Source organism: Mycobacterium sp. NGS41 (assembly GCF_059812725.1).
The window spans coordinates 15,611-33,333 of sequence record NZ_JCALDF010000011.1; the positions used below are offsets into that span (position 1 = coordinate 15,611).

Annotated in this window: 16 protein-coding genes and 1 pseudogene; 11 read left to right on the top strand and 6 right to left on the bottom strand. The window is 65.0% G+C overall.

What is annotated here, in order from left to right; all coding sequences use genetic code 11:
* Positions 1 to 26 precede the first annotated feature (26 nt).
* Positions 27 to 878: an LLM class flavin-dependent oxidoreductase gene (locus AC5Y21_RS12525; protein ID WP_499912708.1), complete on the top strand. Its 852-nt coding sequence runs from the start codon at positions 27 to 29 to the stop codon at positions 876 to 878.
* On the opposite strand, the pseudogene AC5Y21_RS12530 reads toward AC5Y21_RS12525, so the two are convergent.
* Together AC5Y21_RS12530 and AC5Y21_RS12535 are read right to left on the bottom strand one after the other, a co-directional pair.
* Positions 872 to 1,585: pseudogene (locus tag AC5Y21_RS12530) on the bottom strand (SDR family oxidoreductase); the annotation flags it as partial. The gene AC5Y21_RS12525 and the pseudogene AC5Y21_RS12530 overlap by 7 nt on opposite strands.
* A 13-nt stretch (positions 1,586 to 1,598) precedes the next feature.
* Positions 1,599 to 2,420 (bottom strand): FadR/GntR family transcriptional regulator, encoded by an 822-nt coding sequence (locus AC5Y21_RS12535; RefSeq protein ID WP_499912709.1) that lies wholly within the window; start codon positions 2,418 to 2,420, stop codon positions 1,599 to 1,601.
* Positions 2,421 to 2,543: 123 nt separating this feature from the next.
* Here AC5Y21_RS12535 and AC5Y21_RS12540 point away from each other — a divergent pair, with 123 nt between their 5' ends.
* Both AC5Y21_RS12540 and AC5Y21_RS12545 read left to right on the top strand, forming a co-directional pair.
* Complete coding sequence (locus AC5Y21_RS12540; protein ID WP_499912711.1) at positions 2,544 to 4,940, top strand: CaiB/BaiF CoA-transferase family protein; 2,397 nt, start codon at positions 2,544 to 2,546, stop codon at positions 4,938 to 4,940.
* A gap of 13 nt (positions 4,941 to 4,953) precedes the next feature.
* Positions 4,954 to 5,145 carry a ferredoxin gene (locus tag AC5Y21_RS12545; RefSeq protein WP_499912713.1) on the top strand — a complete coding sequence of 64 codons (192 nt, stop codon included), beginning with the start codon at positions 4,954 to 4,956 and terminating at the stop codon, positions 5,143 to 5,145.
* A gap of 10 nt (positions 5,146 to 5,155) precedes the next feature.
* Here AC5Y21_RS12545 and AC5Y21_RS12550 read toward each other — a convergent pair whose 3' ends face one another.
* Positions 5,156 to 6,454 (bottom strand): cytochrome P450, encoded by a 1,299-nt coding sequence (locus tag AC5Y21_RS12550; protein WP_499912714.1) that lies wholly within the window; start codon positions 6,452 to 6,454, stop codon positions 5,156 to 5,158.
* Between the two features lie 104 nt (positions 6,455 to 6,558).
* On the opposite strand from AC5Y21_RS12550, the gene AC5Y21_RS12555 reads away from it, so the two are divergent.
* From AC5Y21_RS12555 to AC5Y21_RS12575, 5 genes are all read left to right on the top strand, one after another.
* Positions 6,559 to 7,686: a Rieske 2Fe-2S domain-containing protein gene (locus AC5Y21_RS12555; protein ID WP_499912716.1), complete on the top strand. Its 1,128-nt coding sequence runs from the start codon at positions 6,559 to 6,561 to the stop codon at positions 7,684 to 7,686.
* A 12-nt stretch (positions 7,687 to 7,698) separates the two neighbouring features.
* Complete coding sequence (locus AC5Y21_RS12560; protein WP_499912718.1) at positions 7,699 to 9,297, top strand: AMP-binding protein; 1,599 nt, start codon at positions 7,699 to 7,701, stop codon at positions 9,295 to 9,297.
* Between the two features lie 29 nt (positions 9,298 to 9,326).
* The gene (locus AC5Y21_RS12565) at positions 9,327 to 9,749 is read left to right on the top strand and encodes a nuclear transport factor 2 family protein (RefSeq protein WP_499912720.1); all 423 of its coding nucleotides are present in this window, start codon (positions 9,327 to 9,329) and stop codon (positions 9,747 to 9,749) included.
* An 83-nt stretch (positions 9,750 to 9,832) separates the two neighbouring features.
* A complete protein-coding gene (locus tag AC5Y21_RS12570; RefSeq protein ID WP_499912881.1) occupies positions 9,833 to 10,306 on the top strand; it encodes an FAS1-like dehydratase domain-containing protein in 474 nt (157 codons plus the stop codon).
* The gene (locus AC5Y21_RS12575; RefSeq protein WP_499912722.1) at positions 10,303 to 10,749 is read left to right on the top strand and encodes a MaoC/PaaZ C-terminal domain-containing protein; all 447 of its coding nucleotides are present in this window, start codon (positions 10,303 to 10,305) and stop codon (positions 10,747 to 10,749) included. Before AC5Y21_RS12570 ends, AC5Y21_RS12575 begins: the two co-directional genes overlap by 4 nt.
* Here AC5Y21_RS12575 and AC5Y21_RS12580 read toward each other — a convergent pair.
* Complete coding sequence (locus AC5Y21_RS12580) at positions 10,721 to 12,211, bottom strand: aldehyde dehydrogenase (protein ID WP_499912724.1); 1,491 nt, start codon at positions 12,209 to 12,211, stop codon at positions 10,721 to 10,723. The two genes, AC5Y21_RS12575 and AC5Y21_RS12580, sit on opposite strands and share 29 nt — an antisense overlap.
* Before the next feature lie 124 nt (positions 12,212 to 12,335).
* Between AC5Y21_RS12580 and AC5Y21_RS12585 the strand changes: the two genes are divergently transcribed.
* Complete coding sequence (locus AC5Y21_RS12585; protein ID WP_499912726.1) at positions 12,336 to 13,733, top strand: lipocalin-like domain-containing protein; 1,398 nt, start codon at positions 12,336 to 12,338, stop codon at positions 13,731 to 13,733.
* Here the strand turns inward: AC5Y21_RS12585 and AC5Y21_RS12590 are convergent.
* Together AC5Y21_RS12590 and AC5Y21_RS12595 are read right to left on the bottom strand one after the other, a co-directional pair.
* A complete protein-coding gene (locus tag AC5Y21_RS12590) occupies positions 13,719 to 14,873 on the bottom strand; it encodes an aromatic ring-hydroxylating oxygenase subunit alpha (RefSeq protein WP_499912728.1) in 1,155 nt (384 codons plus the stop codon). The two genes, AC5Y21_RS12585 and AC5Y21_RS12590, sit on opposite strands and share 15 nt — an antisense overlap.
* 85 nt (positions 14,874 to 14,958) lie before the next feature.
* A complete protein-coding gene (locus AC5Y21_RS12595) occupies positions 14,959 to 15,804 on the bottom strand; it encodes an MmyB family transcriptional regulator (protein WP_499912730.1) in 846 nt (281 codons plus the stop codon).
* 85 nt (positions 15,805 to 15,889) lie between these two features.
* Between AC5Y21_RS12595 and AC5Y21_RS12600 the strand changes: the two genes are divergently transcribed.
* Together AC5Y21_RS12600 and AC5Y21_RS12605 are read left to right on the top strand one after the other, a co-directional pair.
* Complete coding sequence (locus tag AC5Y21_RS12600) at positions 15,890 to 16,339, top strand: hypothetical protein (protein WP_499912732.1); 450 nt, start codon at positions 15,890 to 15,892, stop codon at positions 16,337 to 16,339.
* Between the two features lie 92 nt (positions 16,340 to 16,431).
* Positions 16,432 to 17,154 (top strand): DUF1906 domain-containing protein, encoded by a 723-nt coding sequence (locus AC5Y21_RS12605; protein WP_499912734.1) that lies wholly within the window; start codon positions 16,432 to 16,434, stop codon positions 17,152 to 17,154.
* The last annotated feature ends 569 nt before the right edge of the window (positions 17,155 to 17,723 follow it).

A 17,723-nucleotide genomic window follows, 5' to 3' on the forward strand; every position in this document is an offset into this window, starting at 1 on the left:
TGCGGCCAGGAGACATAGGTGAGCGCATGGTCGAGTGGTATCTGTTCCTGCCGCAGGTGCGGTTGCCGGTAACCGACCTCGTGGTGCGGGCGCGTCAGGCGGAAGCCAGCGGTTTCGACGGGCTGGCATTCATCGACCACCTGGAAGCGCCGGGCCAGCCCGATGAAAACATCTGGGAGGCAATGGGTATTGCGACATGGGTGGCGGCCAAAACCAAGCGGTTGAAGATCGGCCATCTGGTGCTCTGCGACGCGTTCCGCCATCCGGCCGTGCTCGCCAAGCAGGCCGTCACGCTGTCCGACGCGTCGGGCGGCAGATTCGAGCTCGGCCTCGGCGCGGGATCCTGGCCCGCCGAATTCTCCAGATTCGATGTCGGTCAACAGGATCCGGTCGCCCGGGTCGAGCAACTCGAACGCCATCTGGGGTTGATCAGGCAGTACTGGGGGGACGGCGATGCCTCGTCGAGCCTAGGTCAAGCTCCCCGGGCCACGCATCCGATACCGCTGGTACTCGGCGGCAGCGGCCGCCGGATGATGGAACTGGTTCGCAAATACGCGGATTGGTGGAACCTGCAGGCCAACCATGTTGACCGGCTCGCTCGGCTTTCCAAGGCCGCGGGATCAGCCCGGATCTCGGTTCAGCAGATGGTGGGCTTCGCCCGTTCAGGCAGCGATCCCGACGTCGTGCGCGAAGTCAGCACCCGGCGATTCGGTCACCTCGGGCCCGGGCTGGTCTGCGGCGATGCCGGTGAGCTGATCGCGCACTTCAACGGCCTGGCGGCCCAGCGGGTCGAGCGCTTCTACGTGTGGTTCGCCGACTTCGCCGCGCCGGATTCGCTTGCCGAATTCGGCGAATCGGTGATCAAAGAATTCCCCTGACCGGCACGGCGGCGGACTTCCGTGGGCACGATCGGCGGGCGTGCGTAGGGACCACGCTGTACCGCGCTCAACCTAATCTCCGGCAGATCCACCGACGGGTCGACGGTGTCCAGCCAGGCGACCGCCTCAGCGACATCAGACACCTGGATGGCGTACATCTCGAAGGGAACATCTTGCAGCATCTCGGTTTCCACCGGTCCCGGGGTCACGATGTGGACGCTGATGCCGTCTCGATCGACCTCGAGTGCCAGCGCGCGGGCGAACGCATTCATGCCCGCTTTTGTCGCGGAGTAGGCAGTTCGCGCCATCATCGGCTCGTGCGCCGCGGACGACGAGATGAACACCAGCCGCGAGCCTGGGCCCATCCGCGGCAACACGGCGGAGGTCACCACAAAGCAGGAATCCAGATTCGCCGACACGATCGTGCGCCACTGCTCGAATGTCTGCTTGCGGGCGTAGGTCCCGCCCAGCACACCGGCGGCATGAACGACGAGATCGATTGTCTCCAAGGCGCTTATCGCCTCCGGGAAGCCAGCCGGATCCGACACGTCCGCCACGATATGGCGCGCGCCGAGCTCTTCGGCCGTGGCGCGCAGTGGGCCCTCCCGCCGCGCCACCAGCACCACGTCGTAGCCGAGCTCACATAGCTTGCGACCGCACGCCTTTCCAATTCCACCGCTGCCGCCGGTCACCAGTGCGGTTCGCATTGTCAACGGGCGTCTACGGCCGACGGACATCCCGCGGGCGCGACAACGCCTGCGGCGACAGCGCATAGATGCGTTGATCGGCCCGACCGGACAACACGTAGGTCTGCGTATCGGCGAGATGGCGGCCCGCGATCCGGCGGGCCCGGTCGACGTCGCCCTCCGCGATCGTCTCGGCCAGCTTGGTGTGCGTGTTAAGGACCGCCCGGCGCTGGGCCAGCGAGGGGTAGGTGCCACGTGCCGAACTCTCGTTAGCCCACTGCTGTTCGTGGCTGGTCCACAGCGTCTCCAGGCTGCCGACGACCGCGATGATGGTGTGGTTTCCACAGCCACGGACGATGAGATCGTGGAATTGACGGCCGATTTCGGTGAAGAGGCGTCCGTCTTCCAGGTTCTCGGCCATGGAATCGTTGATCTGCTTGAGTTCCGGCACCAGGGTGTCCGCGCGGTCCGGCCGCTGGGCGGCCAGCGCCGCACACGCCGGTTCGAGTTCCTGCAAAGCCGCGCCCAGGTCGGCGACGGCAACGGACTCGCTCTGCAACAGCAACCCGAGCATGTAGGCGGCGCTGGTTTTCGCGGGTGCATGCACGACGGCTCCGCCACGGTTGCCCCGCCGAACCGAGACCAAGCCCTCGGTCTCCAAAATCCGCAACGCTTCCCGCAGCGAAACCAGGCTGACGTTGAACTGCTCGACCAGCACCTCCTGGCGAGGCAGCAGATCGCCGTCGGCGAGTTCGCCGTCGATGATTTGACGGCGCAACTCGTCGGCCACGATCTCGGCAATCCGCGGCGCCGACAATCGGCGACGGGCGTCAGGGCCAATTCCCAGAGCGGTCATCCGATCCTCGCAGGCTCGATTCGATGCGTGGCGACCCGCCGCGCCCGGCTCCGCCGCGCTTGCGATCGCCACCGGGTACTCGACTGGCTTAGCTATCTTAGCAGTAATGGTATAAATAGCCGGGTGAGCCGCGGTTCCGACAGCCGGCCGACGCCGCTTGACGAATTGCGCGTGGTCGAGATCAGTGACCGGATCGCTGGCGGCTACTGCGGGAAACTGTTCGTCGACGCGGGCGCGGACGTGCGCAAAATTGAACCGTCGCAAGGAGATTCGCTGCGACGCTGGTCGGCGACCGAAGCCACTGCGGCTCAGGTGCCGCCTCCGGGCAACTCGCCGTTGTTCACCTACCTCAACGCGGGCAAACGCAGCCTGACGTGTAGCGCGGATTCGGATCGGTTCCGCGCCGAACTCGCCGCCGCCGATGTCGTTGTGGTTACCGCCGGCCCGTCGCAGGCGGCGACGCTGGGCATCGATCCGCAGCGGTTGCTGGCCGACTCCCCGCATGCCGTCGTCGTCACGATCTCCGACTTCGGCTGGACGGGTCCGTACGTCGACCGCGCCGCCAGTGAGTTCACCCTGCAAGCCTGGGCGGGTTCGCCGGGGTTCCGGGGTGATCCGGCCGGGCCGCCCATCGCGATCGGCGGCGACCTGGGGGAGTACATGGGCGGCGTGTTCGCCGCGTTCGGCGCGCTGGCCGTGCACCGCCGCGTCGCGCGCGGCGGCCCGGGTGAGCATCTCGACCTGTCCATGCTCGAGGCGATCACCCTCATGCAGAGCAGCGAATGGCTGCACTCGCAGCTGCTTCGGGTTCCGCCGATCCGCCGCACTCTCGAAGTGCCCTCGATCGAACCGGCCAAGGACGGCTACGTCGGGATCACGATGGTCACTGGTCAGCAGTGGCTCGACTTCGCGGCAATGGTCGAATGCCCACAGTTCGAGGAGATAGAGGAGCTGCGATTTCAGATCGGCCGGTGGGCCTACCGTGATTTCATTCGCGAACATATCGGCCCCTGGATGGCCGAACGGACCGTCGAGGAGATCGTCGAGCTCGGACAGCTGTTCCGGTTGCCGATCGCGGCGCTGGGCAACGGCTCCACGATCCGCGACATGGACTACGCGACCGAGCGTGCAGTGTTCGTCCGCAACCCCGCCGGCTTCCATCAGCCCCGCCCGCCGTGGCTGATGTCTCGGTGCGCGCCCGCGCCACTGCGCGCTACCGCGGCACCCGGTGCGGATAACAGCGAACCGCTTCGGCGTACAAAAGAATTCGACGGCACGCTGGCACCACGCGAGCTGCCCTTGCACGGCGTTCGCATCGTTGATTTGACGGCGTTCTGGGCTGGGCCGGCCGCCACCCACGTGCTGGCCGCGTTCGGTGCCGATGTCGTCAAGGTGGAGTCCATCCAGCGGCCGGACGGCATCCGTTATTCGGGCGGCATGCGCAAAGACGTCGACGACTGGTGGGAGTACGGCTGGGTGTTCCATGCGATGAACACCAACAAGCGTTCCGTCACTTTGGATTTGAACTCCGACGATGGTCGGCGCTTGTTCAAGACGCTGGTGGCCGAAGCCGACGTCGTGATCGAGAACTTCTCGCCGCGGGTGATGGACCATTTCGGGCTCACCGCGGAAGTGCTGCTGCAGGTCAATCCCAAGCTCGTCGTCGCCCGGATGCCGGCGTTCGGGCTGGACGGCCCGTGGCGCGAGCGGGTCGGATTCGCCCCCACCATGGAACAGCTCGCCGGCCTGGCCTGGGTGACCGGATTACCGGAGAATCCGCCGGTCACGCCGCGCGGAGCCTGTGATCCGCTGGCCGGGGTGCACGCCGCTTTCGCGGTGCTGGCGGCGCTGAACTTCGCCGACCGGACCGGCACGGGCCAACAGGTCGAGTTGCCGATGATCGAGACGGTGTTGAACGTCACCGCGATACAGCCGATCGAACACGAGGTCTTCGGTGTGACGCTGAGCCGGCGCGGCAACCGCGGTCACGGCCGCGCCATCCAGAACATCTACCGGTGTGCCGGCCCGGACGATGACTGGATCGCGATCACCGTGCAAGACGACAAACAATGGCGCGCGCTGGTCGACGTGATGGACCAGCCGTCGTGGTGCGATGAGGGGCTGGCCACCATCGCCGGACGGCGGGAGCGGGCCGACGAGATCGATGGACGGCTGCGCGACTGGTTCGCCGGACAGCCGCTGGTATCGACGGTGGAGCGACTAGCCGCCGCGGGCATTCCCGCCGCCCCGGTGGTGTCGCCGTCGTTGGTGACCGAGAACCCTCAACTGCGTGACAGGGGATTCTTCGAGGAACTCGACCACCCCAGCACCGGGACCGGCCTCTATCCGTGTCCGCCGTTCGCCCGGTTATCCGGCCAAGACAAGTGGCTCAACCGACCGCCGCCGCTGCTGGGCGAGCACAATGAAGAGGTGCTGCGCGATCGGTGCGGGTTAACCGGGGCAGAGCTGGCGCGCCTGGCCGCCACCGATGTGATCGGGACCCGTCCCAAGGGCGTATAAGGAGGAGCAGCTGATGCGTGTGATCGTCGACCCGGACCTGTGTGAGGCAAACGGCTTCTGCGAATCGATCGCCCCGGACATTTTTGAACTCGGCGACGAGGACGTGGTGCAGATCGCGGAGGGCGAGGTGCCGCCAGACCGGGAAATCGACGTCCGGGCCGCGGTGGAGCAGTGCCCGAAAGCCGCGCTGAAGCTGCGCGAGTGACCGGCCCAACTCAGCGGGCGGTAAGCGATACCGCCATCTCGTCATAGATCGACATGTTGGTGGTCAGGTTTGGATAAGCCACTTTGGCCGCCCCCAGAGCAATGTCATCGCAGCGCAGCAGCAACTCGTCGAACACCGCGCGAAGTTCGGCCCGCGCCAGCATGGCGCCCAGGCAGTGGTGAGGGCCGCCGCCGCCGAAGGCCACGTGCGGGTTGGGCTGCCGGCCGATGTCGAAGGTAAACGGCGACTCGAAGACTTCTTCGTCGCGGTTGGCCGACCGCAGCATCGACACCACCCGGTCGCCGGCGGGGATGTGCACGCCGTCCATCTCGATATCGACCTTGGCGGTACGCGTCCAGTACGCCACCGGTGACGCCCAGCGCAGCACCTCCTCAACGGCGGTTGGCCGTAGTTCTTCCCGCTCCCGATAGCGTTCGATCTGTTCGGGATTCGCGACGAACGCTTGTATCCCGATGGCCAGCGCGTTCTTGGTGGTGTCGCTGCCGGCGAAGGCCAGCACGAAGAAAAAGAACTCGAGTTCGTTGGCGGGCAGCTCGAACTCTTCCCCGTCCTCACCGGTGATGACCGCGGTCGCCAGCGTGCTCCAGATGTCGTCGGCGGGGTTGCGCCGCTTCTCGGCGGTGAGCTCCATCGCGTACCCGAAGATCGTGGGGTACAGAGCGGCTTCCTCCTCCCGGCTCAGCCGCGACTCGGGCGAGCGGGCTTTGAGGATGCGGTCCAAGGAGTCGAATATCCGCGGCCGGTCCTCGTCGGGTATGCCGATGATGTCGCCGATCACCGTCATCGGCAGTGCATCCGCCACGTCTTCGATCCAGTCGCCGCCGCCCTTGGCCAGCAGGTCGTCGATCAGCCGCGCGGCGCGCGCCCGGATTCCGGCCTCCAGCTTGGCGATCGCCCGCGGATTGAAAGCGCTCGAGATGAGCTTGCGACGCTTGTTCAGTCCCGGCGGATCCATGTTGATGATCGTCGGGTACGACGAAAACAAGTCGGCCGGCTGGATGAGCGGGCCGTCGACTGCGGTGAAGGAGTCGACGTCACGATGCACGCGCACCGCGTGCTGGTGCTTGGTCGTCACCCAGAACTCGCGACTGACGGCTCCCGAAAAGAGTCGAGTGACGCCGGGCGTGAGCTCATGCCGGAAAATGGGCTGGGTGCGGCGCAGTTCGGCGAACAGCTCGTCTGGAAACCCATTGCGCCACAAGGCGAAATCAGAAAGATCCACTGTGACAGCTGTCATGGCCAACCTCGCTCCGACCGTGCCCCGTCCGGGGCCCGCGTTGACGTTCAATGCTTAAGATAGTAAAAATAGACCTAGTCGTCGAACCGCGGTGTCAAGGGCGGTCCAGGAATGTTCGGCCAAGTGCCCTCGGCCGTGTGGAAAACGGAGTGCTCGTGACGCATACGATTTCAGACCCGGCTTCAGAATCAGCTGAAGACCCGTCGGAACAGGAGTTCGGTTCGGCCGGCATCGCCCTGTCGAAATACCGATTCCCGACGGGGTGGTTCATCGTCGCCTTCGCCTCCGACCTGGCCCCGGGTCAGGTCAAACGGGCGCACTACTTCGGTGAGGAACTCGTGCTGTTTCGCACCGCGTCCGGCGAGGTGCACGCGCTCGACGCCTACTGTCAGCACCTCGGCGCCAACCTCGGCGTGGGCGGCACCGTGGAAGGCGAGAACATCGTCTGCCCCTGGCATGGCTGGCGATGGCGCGGCGACGGCACCAACGCGCTGATCCCGTACAGCAAGATCGGCTGCAAGAACAACGTCCGCATCCGCACCTACCCGGCCGTCGAGTGGTACGGGTTCATCCTGGTGTGGCACGAACGTCACGGCCGGGCGCCCTACTGGCAACCGCCGGTGCTACCCGAGCTGGAGACCGGCGAGTACTACCCGCTGCACCCGCACACCCGGATGCTCAACCGGGTCAAGGTGCACGCGCAGATGATCATCGAGAACGCCGCCGACCCGTACCACGTCCAGTACGTGCACAAGGCCGCCAACCCGGCGAGCACCGCGTCGTTCGAAGTCTCTGGCTATCACCTGCACGCCACCGTCAACGCGCATTTCGGCGGTGGCCGGGCGCAGACCTGGTTGACCCCGAACGGGCCGGTCGACGCCAAGATCATCTACGACAACTACTCGCTGGGGCTGGGCGTCGTCCGCTTCCCGAGCGAGCTGGTGGCGACCGTCCAGGTCACCGGACAGACGCCGGTCGACGAGGACTACACCGACTACTTCTACACGCAGGCTTCGATTCGCGAGCCCGGCGACACCGGCGACGTGCCGACCGACCGTGCCGCCAAGTTCCTGGCCCTGCAGCAAGAGGTCATCAAGCAAGACTTCTTCACGTGGGAGAACATGAAGTACCTGGAAAAGCCGAACCTGGCGCCCGAAGAGGCGCACGACTACGCCGCACTTCGCCGCTGGGCACACCGTTTCTACCCGGGCACACAACCTGCGCCGAACGACTTCGGTTACACCGCCGAAGGCGAGCCCGACCCAGCCGCCGCCAAGGGCTGACGCTGGAAGCTGATGCGCTCACAAGGGAGTGAGCCTTTGGGGCCCTCCGATTTCGGCGTCGATCGCTTCACCGTGCCGGCGGTACTGGATCGGCGGGCCGAACAGCATCCCGACCGGGTGATGATGTCGATCGACGGGACCGACGTAACCTTCGATCAGATGCGGCGACGGTCTTGCGCGGCGGCGAACCTGCTGACCGATCTGGGCGTCGGCCGAGGTGACTGTGTGGCGCTGTTCACCACCACCTGTCCGGCATGGGTCTACTTCTGGCTGGGCGCGGCCCGCATCGGCGCGGTGAGCGCGGCGGTGAATGCCGCCAACAAGGGTGACTTCCTGCTGCACACCCTTCGATTGTCAAAGGCGAAGATCATTCTCACCGACGCCGATCGGCGCTCCCGTGTCGACGAGGTCGCCGACCAGTTGGACACGCTGACCGACGTTGTGGTGCAAGATGGTTCGCTCGAGGAAGCACTGGAACGCGTGCGAGATTGCCGCCCACCGGACCACGTCGCCGAGATCGGCGAGGTTGGGGCGCTGTTCTTCACGTCGGGCACCACCGGACCGTCGAAGGCCGTTGCCACCACATGGCACTACTTGTTTTCGGTGGCGGCGACCGTCGCTTCGGCCTGGGAGTTCGGGCCTGGAGACGTGCTGTGGACCGCGATGCCCCTGTTTCATCTCAGTGCGGCGCCCAGCGTGCTGGCTCCCATGCTGGTCGGCGGTACGACCGTGCTGGCCGGCGCTTTTCATCCCGCCACTGTCTGGGACGATGTGCGCGCCCACGATGCCATTGGCTTCGCCGGTGCGGGCGCGATGGTTTCGATGCTGCAGAACCTGCCCGCCGACTCGCGTGACCCGCAGCTGCCGTTGCGGTTCATCTCGGCGGCGCCGATCGACGCACATTCCTACCGCGACATCGAAAAGCGTTACGGGTGCCGGATCGTCACGATGTACGGCCTGACTGAGGCCTTTCCGATCGCCGTCAAAAACCTTACCGACGAAGGTGTTCCGGGAACATCGGGTCGCCCGACCCCGAATTTCGAGGTGCGCATAGTCGACGCGGACGGCAACCCGCTGCCCGCCGGAACGGTAGGAGAGATCGCCTGCCGGGCCCGATACCCGCATGTGATGAGCGAAGGGTACGTGAATCCGGCTGACACACCGGAGCTTTGGGTGGAACCGCACCCGGAGTGGTTTCGCACCGGCGACCTGGGCAAGCTGGACGACGACCAAAACATGACGTATGTGGATCGCGTCAAAGATTCGCTGCGCAGGCGTGGCGAGAATATATCCTCGGTCGAAGTGGAAACGGTTGTGATGCGCCACCCCTCGGTGGCCGAGGCGGCAGCGGTCGGAGTGCCCAGTGAGTTGGGTGAGGACGACATTCTGCTGGTGGTGACGGTGCGCGCCGGTGCCGAGCTGGATTACGCAGAGCTGCTGGACTTTTGCGCTGCCCGCATGCCGTACTTCTGCGTGCCGCGATTCGTCCAGACCGTCGATGAGCTTCCGAAGAACGGCATCGGGCGGATACGCAAGGATCTATTACGGAAACGAGGTGTGCAGCAGGGTGTCTGGGATCGGGAAAATCAGGGCTATGTCGTCAGTCGGTAAGCCAAGTTACTAAGGTCTGGAGAGCAAAGATGACCATGAGCTATCAGGAACAGCAGATGCTCCAGGCCGCAACCGGCCGCGGCGCCATCCTGGATCTGAATGCGCGCCAGAATCGGGCCTACTCTGAGGGCGACCGCGCACGCTGGATTGCCACGTTCCGTCACTCCGGCGCCAGCTACACGCGGGACGGTGAGTTGTTCTCCGATCTGCGCTCGGCCTTCGACGGCGGCGACGGACAGCGTTTGGTCACCGTCGATCACGAGATCCACGTCGACGGTGTGCATGCCAGCCAACATTGTGTCGCAGTACTTTTCGCTGCGGCATACGGCGAGACCACGCTGCGCGCCGCCGGAACTTTCCGGGACGAACTGATCTACGAGCGGGGCGGCTGGTATTTCACTTCGCGGGTACTCGCCTGGGATTCGGTGCCCAGCCGGCCGCTCGTCATGTGAAGCGGCACCGATACGTGGATCAGAACTCCCGCGACGGGGTCGGCTATCAGCCCACCATCGGTACCTATGACGACGCATTGCGCATGGTCGGCGCGGCGAGCGAACCGCGGACCGCGCGAACCGCGGTCAGCGGCGCCCGCATTCAGCTGTTCGCTTCGATGGTTCGCGACGGCAATCGTTCCTACTGGGACGCCGAATACGCCCGGCAGACATGGGGGGGCTTGCTGGCTCCGCCGGCTCTTTTGATGGGCTGGTTGATACCTCCGCCTTGGGAGCCGGGTGGCCGGCCCCCGGCGGCCTCTCTCGTGCTGCGGGTGCCATTGCCGGGTACCACGTTCATCAACGCGGCCAACGACGTTGAGTTCTTCGAGCCAATCGTCGAGGGCGACGTGCTCACCGTCGTCGAGGAGTTGGTGTCGGTGTCGCCGGAAAAGCGGACCCGGCTGGGAGTCGGTCACTTCGTCGAGACGCTGGAGACCTACCGTCGTCAGGACCGCGTCGTGGTAGCCAAGTGCCGAAATACCTTGTTCCGCTTCACGCCGGGGGCTCCGTCGTGACCGGCGTTGATCTGGACTGGAACGAGATCGAGGTTCCCATCGACCTCCCGGAGGTGGTCGAGGAGATCAGCTACCAGCGGGTGGTGGAGAACTCGGGAGCGACTTGGGACTATTTCCCAGGTCATTTCGATCCCACGTACGCACGAGGTCAGGGCAACCCCACCATCTACGTCAACACCATGCATCTCGCCGGATTCGCCGACCGCGTCGCGACCGACTGGGCAGGGTCGGGCAGCCGCGTGATGCGCCGCTCTATGCGGCTGGCCGGTTCGGTCTATGCCGGGGACACCATATTCGGCCGCGGCCGGGCGGTCGCCAAGCGATGTGACACATCGGTTGACCCGCCGGGCTACCTTGTCGACATTCAGATCGCAGTGACCAATCAGCACGGCGCACTGTGCTGCCCTGTCGAGCTCACCCTGCAGCTGCGCCAACGTCCTTGAGCGGTGGCATCTTTCCATTGCATACCACCGACTGCAGCTCGACGTACTCGTCGAGACCTTCCGGGCCGAACTCCCGCCCGATGCCCGACTGCTTGAAGCCGCCGAACGGGCTGCTGATATCGAGCATGTACATGTTGATCCCGTAGGTTCCGGTGCGCACACCGGCGGCTATCTCGAGGCCGTGGGCGGTGTCGGCGGTCCACACCGAACCGGCCAGCCCATAGTCACTGTCGTTGGCGATCCGGATCGCGTCTTCCTCGTCGCGGTAGCGCAGCACGGTCAGCACCGGGCCGAATATCTCCTCTCGCGCGATGTGCATGTCGTTGGTCGCATCGGCGAACAGCGTCGGCCGCACATACCATCCGCGCTCGGCAGCATCGTCCGCACCGCCGACGACGATGCGGGCGCCTTGCTGCTGCCCGGAGCGGACATAGTCCTGGACCCGCAGCTGTTGCCGTTGAGCGACAAGGGGTCCGACGTCGGTCGCCTCATCGGCGGGATCTCCGACGCGCAGGCCCGACATCATCTCGGCGAGCGCATCGACGACTTCGTCGTGACGCCGTTCGCTGACCAGGATGCGGGTTTGGGCGACGCACGCCTGCCCGTTGTTCATCAGCGCGGCGGTTTTCAGACCGGCCACGGTCTTGTCGATGTCGGCGTCGTCAAGAATGATCGCCGCGGACTTGCCGCCCAGTTCCAGGCTCACCCGTTTCAGCCGTTCGCCGCAGAGGGCGGCGATGCGTCGTCCGGTGGCACTGGAACCGGTGAACGCAATCTTGTCCACACCGGGGTGACACACCAGCGCCTCACCGACATCGGACCCGCCGGGCAGCACCGACACCACGCCTTCGGGCAGGCCGACCTGTTCGATCATCTCGGCCAACCACAAAGCGTCCAAAGGTGTTTCGGGAGCCGGTTTGAGGACGACAGCGCAACCGGCGACGAGTGCGGGAATCAGCTTGGGCATGATCAGGCATTGCGGCACATTCCACGGCACGATCGCGCCGACCACACCCACCGGTGCGCGGCGCAAGTGTGCTTCCCCGAGGACGCCGCGGCGGCGTTCCACCCACGGGAAGTCGCGGGCGACCGCCAGCGTGAGGTGCATCATCGACGCCGCGCCGGCCGCTTGGCCGAGCCTGCTGAAGCTGCGCGGAGAACCCATCTCCGCTGTGATGAGGTCGGCCATCTCATCGATGTGTCCGCCGTAGACGGCTGCCAGCTCTCCGAGTTTGGCTATCCGCGCTGCGACGCTCATCCGGGGCCACGGCCCGTGGTCGAACGCGTATCGTGCTGCAGCGACGGCAGTGTCGACATCTTCGGGCCCGGCCACCTGCACCTGGCCGATTGGCTCTTCGGTGTGCGGCGAGATGACCGCGAGTTGCCGTGGCTTGGCGGGTTTGCGCCAGTGGCCCGCGATGAACAGTTCGTGATATGAACGCCGGCTGGGACTTTCCGTCATCGGGGATCCACCTCGGAGCAGCGACGTTAATTTCGCTATTGATGCTAACATAGCGAAAAAAGCGCCCTGGCCCGGTGGCCGTCCGGCGATTACACAAACGGCAACAACAGGGGCGAGGCCTGACATGGATGGCGACTGGCGCAGCTACCCGTTCCAACTGGTGCCCGGTGACAGCCTGCTGGATTTTCCCGCCGCCGAAGGCGAACACCCTGACCAGGAGTCCGATACCTGGTTCATTGCCGGCCAACTCGCGGCGGCCGAGTCGGGCCGGTCGTTCGCCTTCCTGACCATCTTCAACAAGAACCGGCCCGGCGGAACGGTGGTCGCGGATTTCTACACGCTGGCCCTGTTCGACCTGGACACCGGCGAGTACGGCACGTATACCGATTACGACATGCCGCCGGCCAATATGAAACCGGGCGCGGTGCAGAAGCTGTCGATGGCCACGGGGTACCTCGACCTCGAATACCGAAGCGGAGCCGGCACCGCGTCGTGGACCACCCGCCGTACCGACGACGACGACTTGGTGCCCTACACCTACCAAGTCAGCCTGACTGGTGAGAACCAGACCGGGAAGGCGATGGCGCTGGATCTGGCCGTGACGCCCACGCGAGCGCCGACACCGGTGGGCGCGTCGACGTATAACGGCAGGATCGTCTGCTTCGGGCAGGCCGACACGTACTCCTACTTCCAAACCGGAATGGCGATGACCGGAACGCTGCGCTGGGGCGGGTTGACCGAACAGGTGTCGGGCACCGCCGGCCATGTCGACCGGCAGTGGTTTCCGAAGTACGCCGGTGGCGGCGGCAGCGGGGGAGCGCCGCGGGCCAGGTCGCATGAATGGCGAACGATCAATTTCGACAATGGTGTCGACCTGAGCATCTGGCGGCAGTTCGACCGCACGAATGGCAATGCGCTGCAACCGTTCACGGGTGTCACAACGAGCTCTCCCGATCCCGCGATGGCGCCGCAGTGCGCCGAAGACATCGACGTCGAGGTGACCAGCTACGTCAAATGGCCTGATTCGGTGCGGCCCCTGCTACGTCCGCCTGCTCAAGCTCGATATCTGTCGGATCGTCACCGGATCACCTGTCCCACACTCGAATTGGATATCGTCGGAGAGCCGCTGGTGGCCGCGCCGGCTCACGGCCTGCCGATCGAATACATGGAAGGCCCCTACCGCTACCGCGGCACCATGTGGGGCCAGCCGGTAAGTGGTTTCGCGTTCAACGAGCGATCGCTTGCGCTGTACCGTGATTGGGAGCTCGTCGACGTGCTGACCACGACCCTGACCACGACCCTGAACAAGACCCTGAAAAACACGACGAACACCGACCCTCCTGCGCCGGACCTACCGGCCTTGGTGGATCAGGTGAAGGCATTGGTGGACACCGGCCGTCCGGAATGCCGCAGCGAGGCAGTTGCGCTGTTAACCAAGGCGCAGCCCGAAAACCGCGAGCTTGCAACCATTCTCGACGACCTGATCACCGCGCTGTCCGAACCGCAGTCAGCCGACAGCTGACGCCGCCCCGGAAATCGCCTGCTCCCAGGTGATGTGGCGATGCTGCAGCCCGGGCTCGTTGCGCCCGAACACCAGTTGTTCGCGCGCGCCCGACTCGAGGTTGGCTTGCAACGATGCGACCAGTCGGTAGTCCTCGTCGCGCACGGTGGCATGCGCATACTCGAAGACGGCCGCAGCGCCGGCGGCCACGGATTCGTCGGATAGGTCAAGCGGCGTGGAGTTCTGGTGGACGGTGATCGACCGACCGGGCCGGTCGCCGGGGTAGACCCGAAACAGCTCGCCGTTGGCGATCGTCACCGACAACACGATGTTGGGGAACAGCGCGTAGATCACCACCATGCTGCGGAACGGCTCCCACTGCTCCTCGGGGATGTCTTCCAGGTCGAGAATGCCGTTGAGCGGGAAGATCAACCGGTGATGCGGTCCGTACGAGTCGAAAACCGTGCAGTTGCTGCGGGCGATGGTGGCGAAGGTCTGCCGGTGCACGGTAGCGAAGTGGTAGTTCTCCGCGAAGGTGTCGACGGCCAGTTTCCAGTTGATCGGGGTATCGAGCACCTTCTCGCCCAGCGGAGACCACCGTCCGATGCCCCACGAGTCGAGCTCGTCGGCCAGCGGGCCCAGATGCGCCGCAATATCCAGAGTCGCGCCGGGATCCAGTGCCACCCAAAGGAATCCGGCGAACTCGACGGCCGGTAGCTCGGTCAGGCCGTCGGACTTCAGCGCCACGTCGGGGAAGCCTTCGCGCCCCGGCACCCCGACCAACCGCCCGGTGTTGTCGTAGGTCCATGCGTGGTAGGGGCAGGTGAACCGCTTCGCGGTGCCGCACCCGGTGGCTACCTGCGACTGTCGGTGCAGGCAGACATTGTCGAATGCCTTGACCGATCCGTCCGATGTTCTGGTCAGCAGAATGGACCGGCCCATCACGGTCTTTGTGCAGTAGCTGCCCGGTCCGGGCAACTCCGAGACGTAGCCGACCAGTTGCGGGCTGGACAGCAGCAAGGCCCGGTCGCGGTCGTGGCGCTCGAGTGAGGTGTATTCCCGCGCGTCCACCGAGTATTGCTTGGGCGCCAGGTCGGTCGTCTTGTCGCGTGCCAGCTTTACGGCACGACGGGTCAGGTCGATGAGCTGGTCGTGATCCATCGAAAATTCCTTGCAGTCGCGTGTGGTCCACGGAAAGACCTGCTGCACTTCTCGCTAACTTTACTAACTTTATAGTGAAAGTAAGTCACCGGGAACCGATGTAGCCGAGCAGTTGCGGGTATCGATCGACGAAGGCGCGCAGGCGGTCGTCGTCGAGCCGGCGCAGGTAGTCGGCGGTCGCGGTGTCGGCCGGAAAGAACGATTCCATGGCGAGGTTTTCCACCCCGACGTCGAGCGGGCTGCCAAACGTCGCGATGGTGTTGACGAAGTGCAACTCGGCACCGTCAACGGTGGCCATCCGGAACGGTACGTACAGGTCGCCGACGGATTCGCCCGACTCGGCCGGCCGAGGCACCGGATACGCGGAGAGCTCCCGGTGCAGACGCTGGATTTCGGGTGACGCGGTGGCGTTGGCAGTTCGGCGCACCCGGCGCAGGATGCTGGAGTGCACCTCCGCGCGGTTGAGCAATCGCTGCGACAGTCCTTGCGGGTGCAGGCATAAGCGCATCACGTTGATCGGCGGACTAAGCAGCTCGGCGGCAGCCCGGTCGTCCAGCCCTTCGACCAGCACGACGCATCCCACATTGGCGCCGATGAGGTTCCAGCTGGCATCGGTGGCGACGGCCGGGTACGGAGAATGGCCGGCCAGCACCGAGTCAATGGCCGCCTTCACCGGCCGCATCTTCTCGGCGTCGAGGGGGTGCTCGCCGTAGGCGGGCGCATAGCCGCCAGCGAGTAGCAGCCGGTTGCGCGCGTTCAACGGGAGGTCGAGTGACTCACAGATGCGGAGGAGCAACGCCCGACTCGCGTTGGATCGACCGGTCTCGACAAAGCTGAGATGGCGCGGCGAAACGCCGATCTGTTGTGCCAGATCCATTTGGCTCATCCGCCGGCGAGTGCGCCACTCGCGCACCCCGGTACCCGCAGGCATTTTTCGAATCTATCGCCGGATAAAACCTAGAACCACTACCTCGCAGGTAATCGACATCACTATCTCAGCGGCCGAGACTGCGTTCATGAGCACAACACTGACAACCGCACCCAGCACTACTCCGGACTTGCCACCCCAGCCCACCGCCTTGCGTCGCGCCTTTGCGGCCGCGGCCATCGGCAGGATTGCGCTGGGCACGGCCGCATTCGTGTCCCCGCGGTCGCAGACCCGGATGAATGGTGTGCCAGACAGCACGCTGTCCACCGAGATGAAATACCTGATCCGCGTCTTCGGAGCCCGTGCACTGGGCCTCGGTGTCGGGTATCTCACCAGCGACGAAGCCAACCGTCGGCGTTGGCAACGCATCGGTCTGATGGTCGACACACTGGACAACCTCAACGCGCTCATGGAGCTGAGAAAACTCAACCGCGGCGATCACCGGGTCCGCGCGCTGCTCAGCCTGATCGCGGTGACCGGCCCCTATGCCGCGCTGGGCGCGGTCGGCGCGATCCATTCCCGACTGGAGGGCGTGTAAACGTAGTCCTGAAGATAGTTGTGGCACTGTGATGCAGATGTGACTGCTGTGACCAGTGTGTCAGCTGATATATCTGTCGTACCCTGTGGCATGTGTCGGTGTCGCGGCGTGACGTCCTTAAATTCGCGGCCGCGACGCCGGGTCTGCTAGCTCTGGGCGTCGCGGGGGCCTCGCTAGTCGCCGCACCGACGTCGGCGAGTTCACTCGGCACCCTGTTGGACTACGCGGCCGGCGTCATCCCCGCCCAGCAGATCAGGGCCGCCGGTGCCGTAGGCGCAATCCGGTACGTGTCCGATCGCCGGCCCGGTGGCGCCTGGATGCTCGGCAAGCCGATCCAGGTGGCGGAGGCGCGCGACCTGAGCACCAGCGGACTGAAAATCGTCTCCTGCTATCAGTACGGCAAGGGCAATACCTCTGATTGGCTCGGCGGCGCCGGCGCAGGCGCGCAGCATGCCCAGCGCGGAATGCAGTTGCACGCAGCTGCCGGCGGTCCGCCCAGCGCCCCGATCTATGCCTCGATCGACGACAACCCGTCCTATGACCAGTACAAACAGCAGGTATTGCCGTATCTGCGGGCCTGGGAGTCGGTAGTCGGGCACCAGCGCACAGGCGTATACGCGAACTCGAAAACGATCGACTGGGCGGTGCGCGACGGCGTGGGCTCCTACTTCTGGCAGCACAACTGGGGGTCGCCCAAGGGCTATGCCCATCCGGCCGCGCACCTGCACCAGGTCGAGATCGACAAACGGTCGGTCGGTGGTGTCGGAGTAGACATCAACGAAATACTCAAACCCCAATTCGGGCAGTGGACGTAGCAGGCCGGGGGCGACTCAAACTGTTTTGGTGCTATCTGGCGCGCGGTTGACGGTCTGTGTGCCACCCCAGAGCAGAACTCCAGCAAACACTCGTTCGCTCAATTCTGGGCGGCGCAGCTGGCGGGCGACTCATGCAAGCTCAGGTGAGGAGGTCGGAAGCACGTTCGAGCGCCGAAATTTTTTACATAACGATTCCATAACAATACTGCCTTGATCAGGGCAGTTATAGCTACTCGACCGTAACCACCTGCACGCAGGACGTTTGTCGGCGACACCCACGCCGGGGGTTAAACCAGGTGTTACCCACGACACGGTTACCCGCGCGTAGAACTCACCAGTAACCGATCACCACGTCCGGTGGGCGGAAATCCTTATGACACCCTTATGTGAGCCGGTGCAGTCTGCAGAGCCGCTCGACCCACGGGCCGGCCCGCTGACAACACGATGGTCAGCTGATTTTTTGGCGCCGATTCAATGCGGAATCGACGACGCCAGGCCCGCCGGCGCCGACCGGCGGCAAGGAAACGTCAAGAAAGCTTCAAGAAAACTTTTAGAGGCAGCAGGGGAGA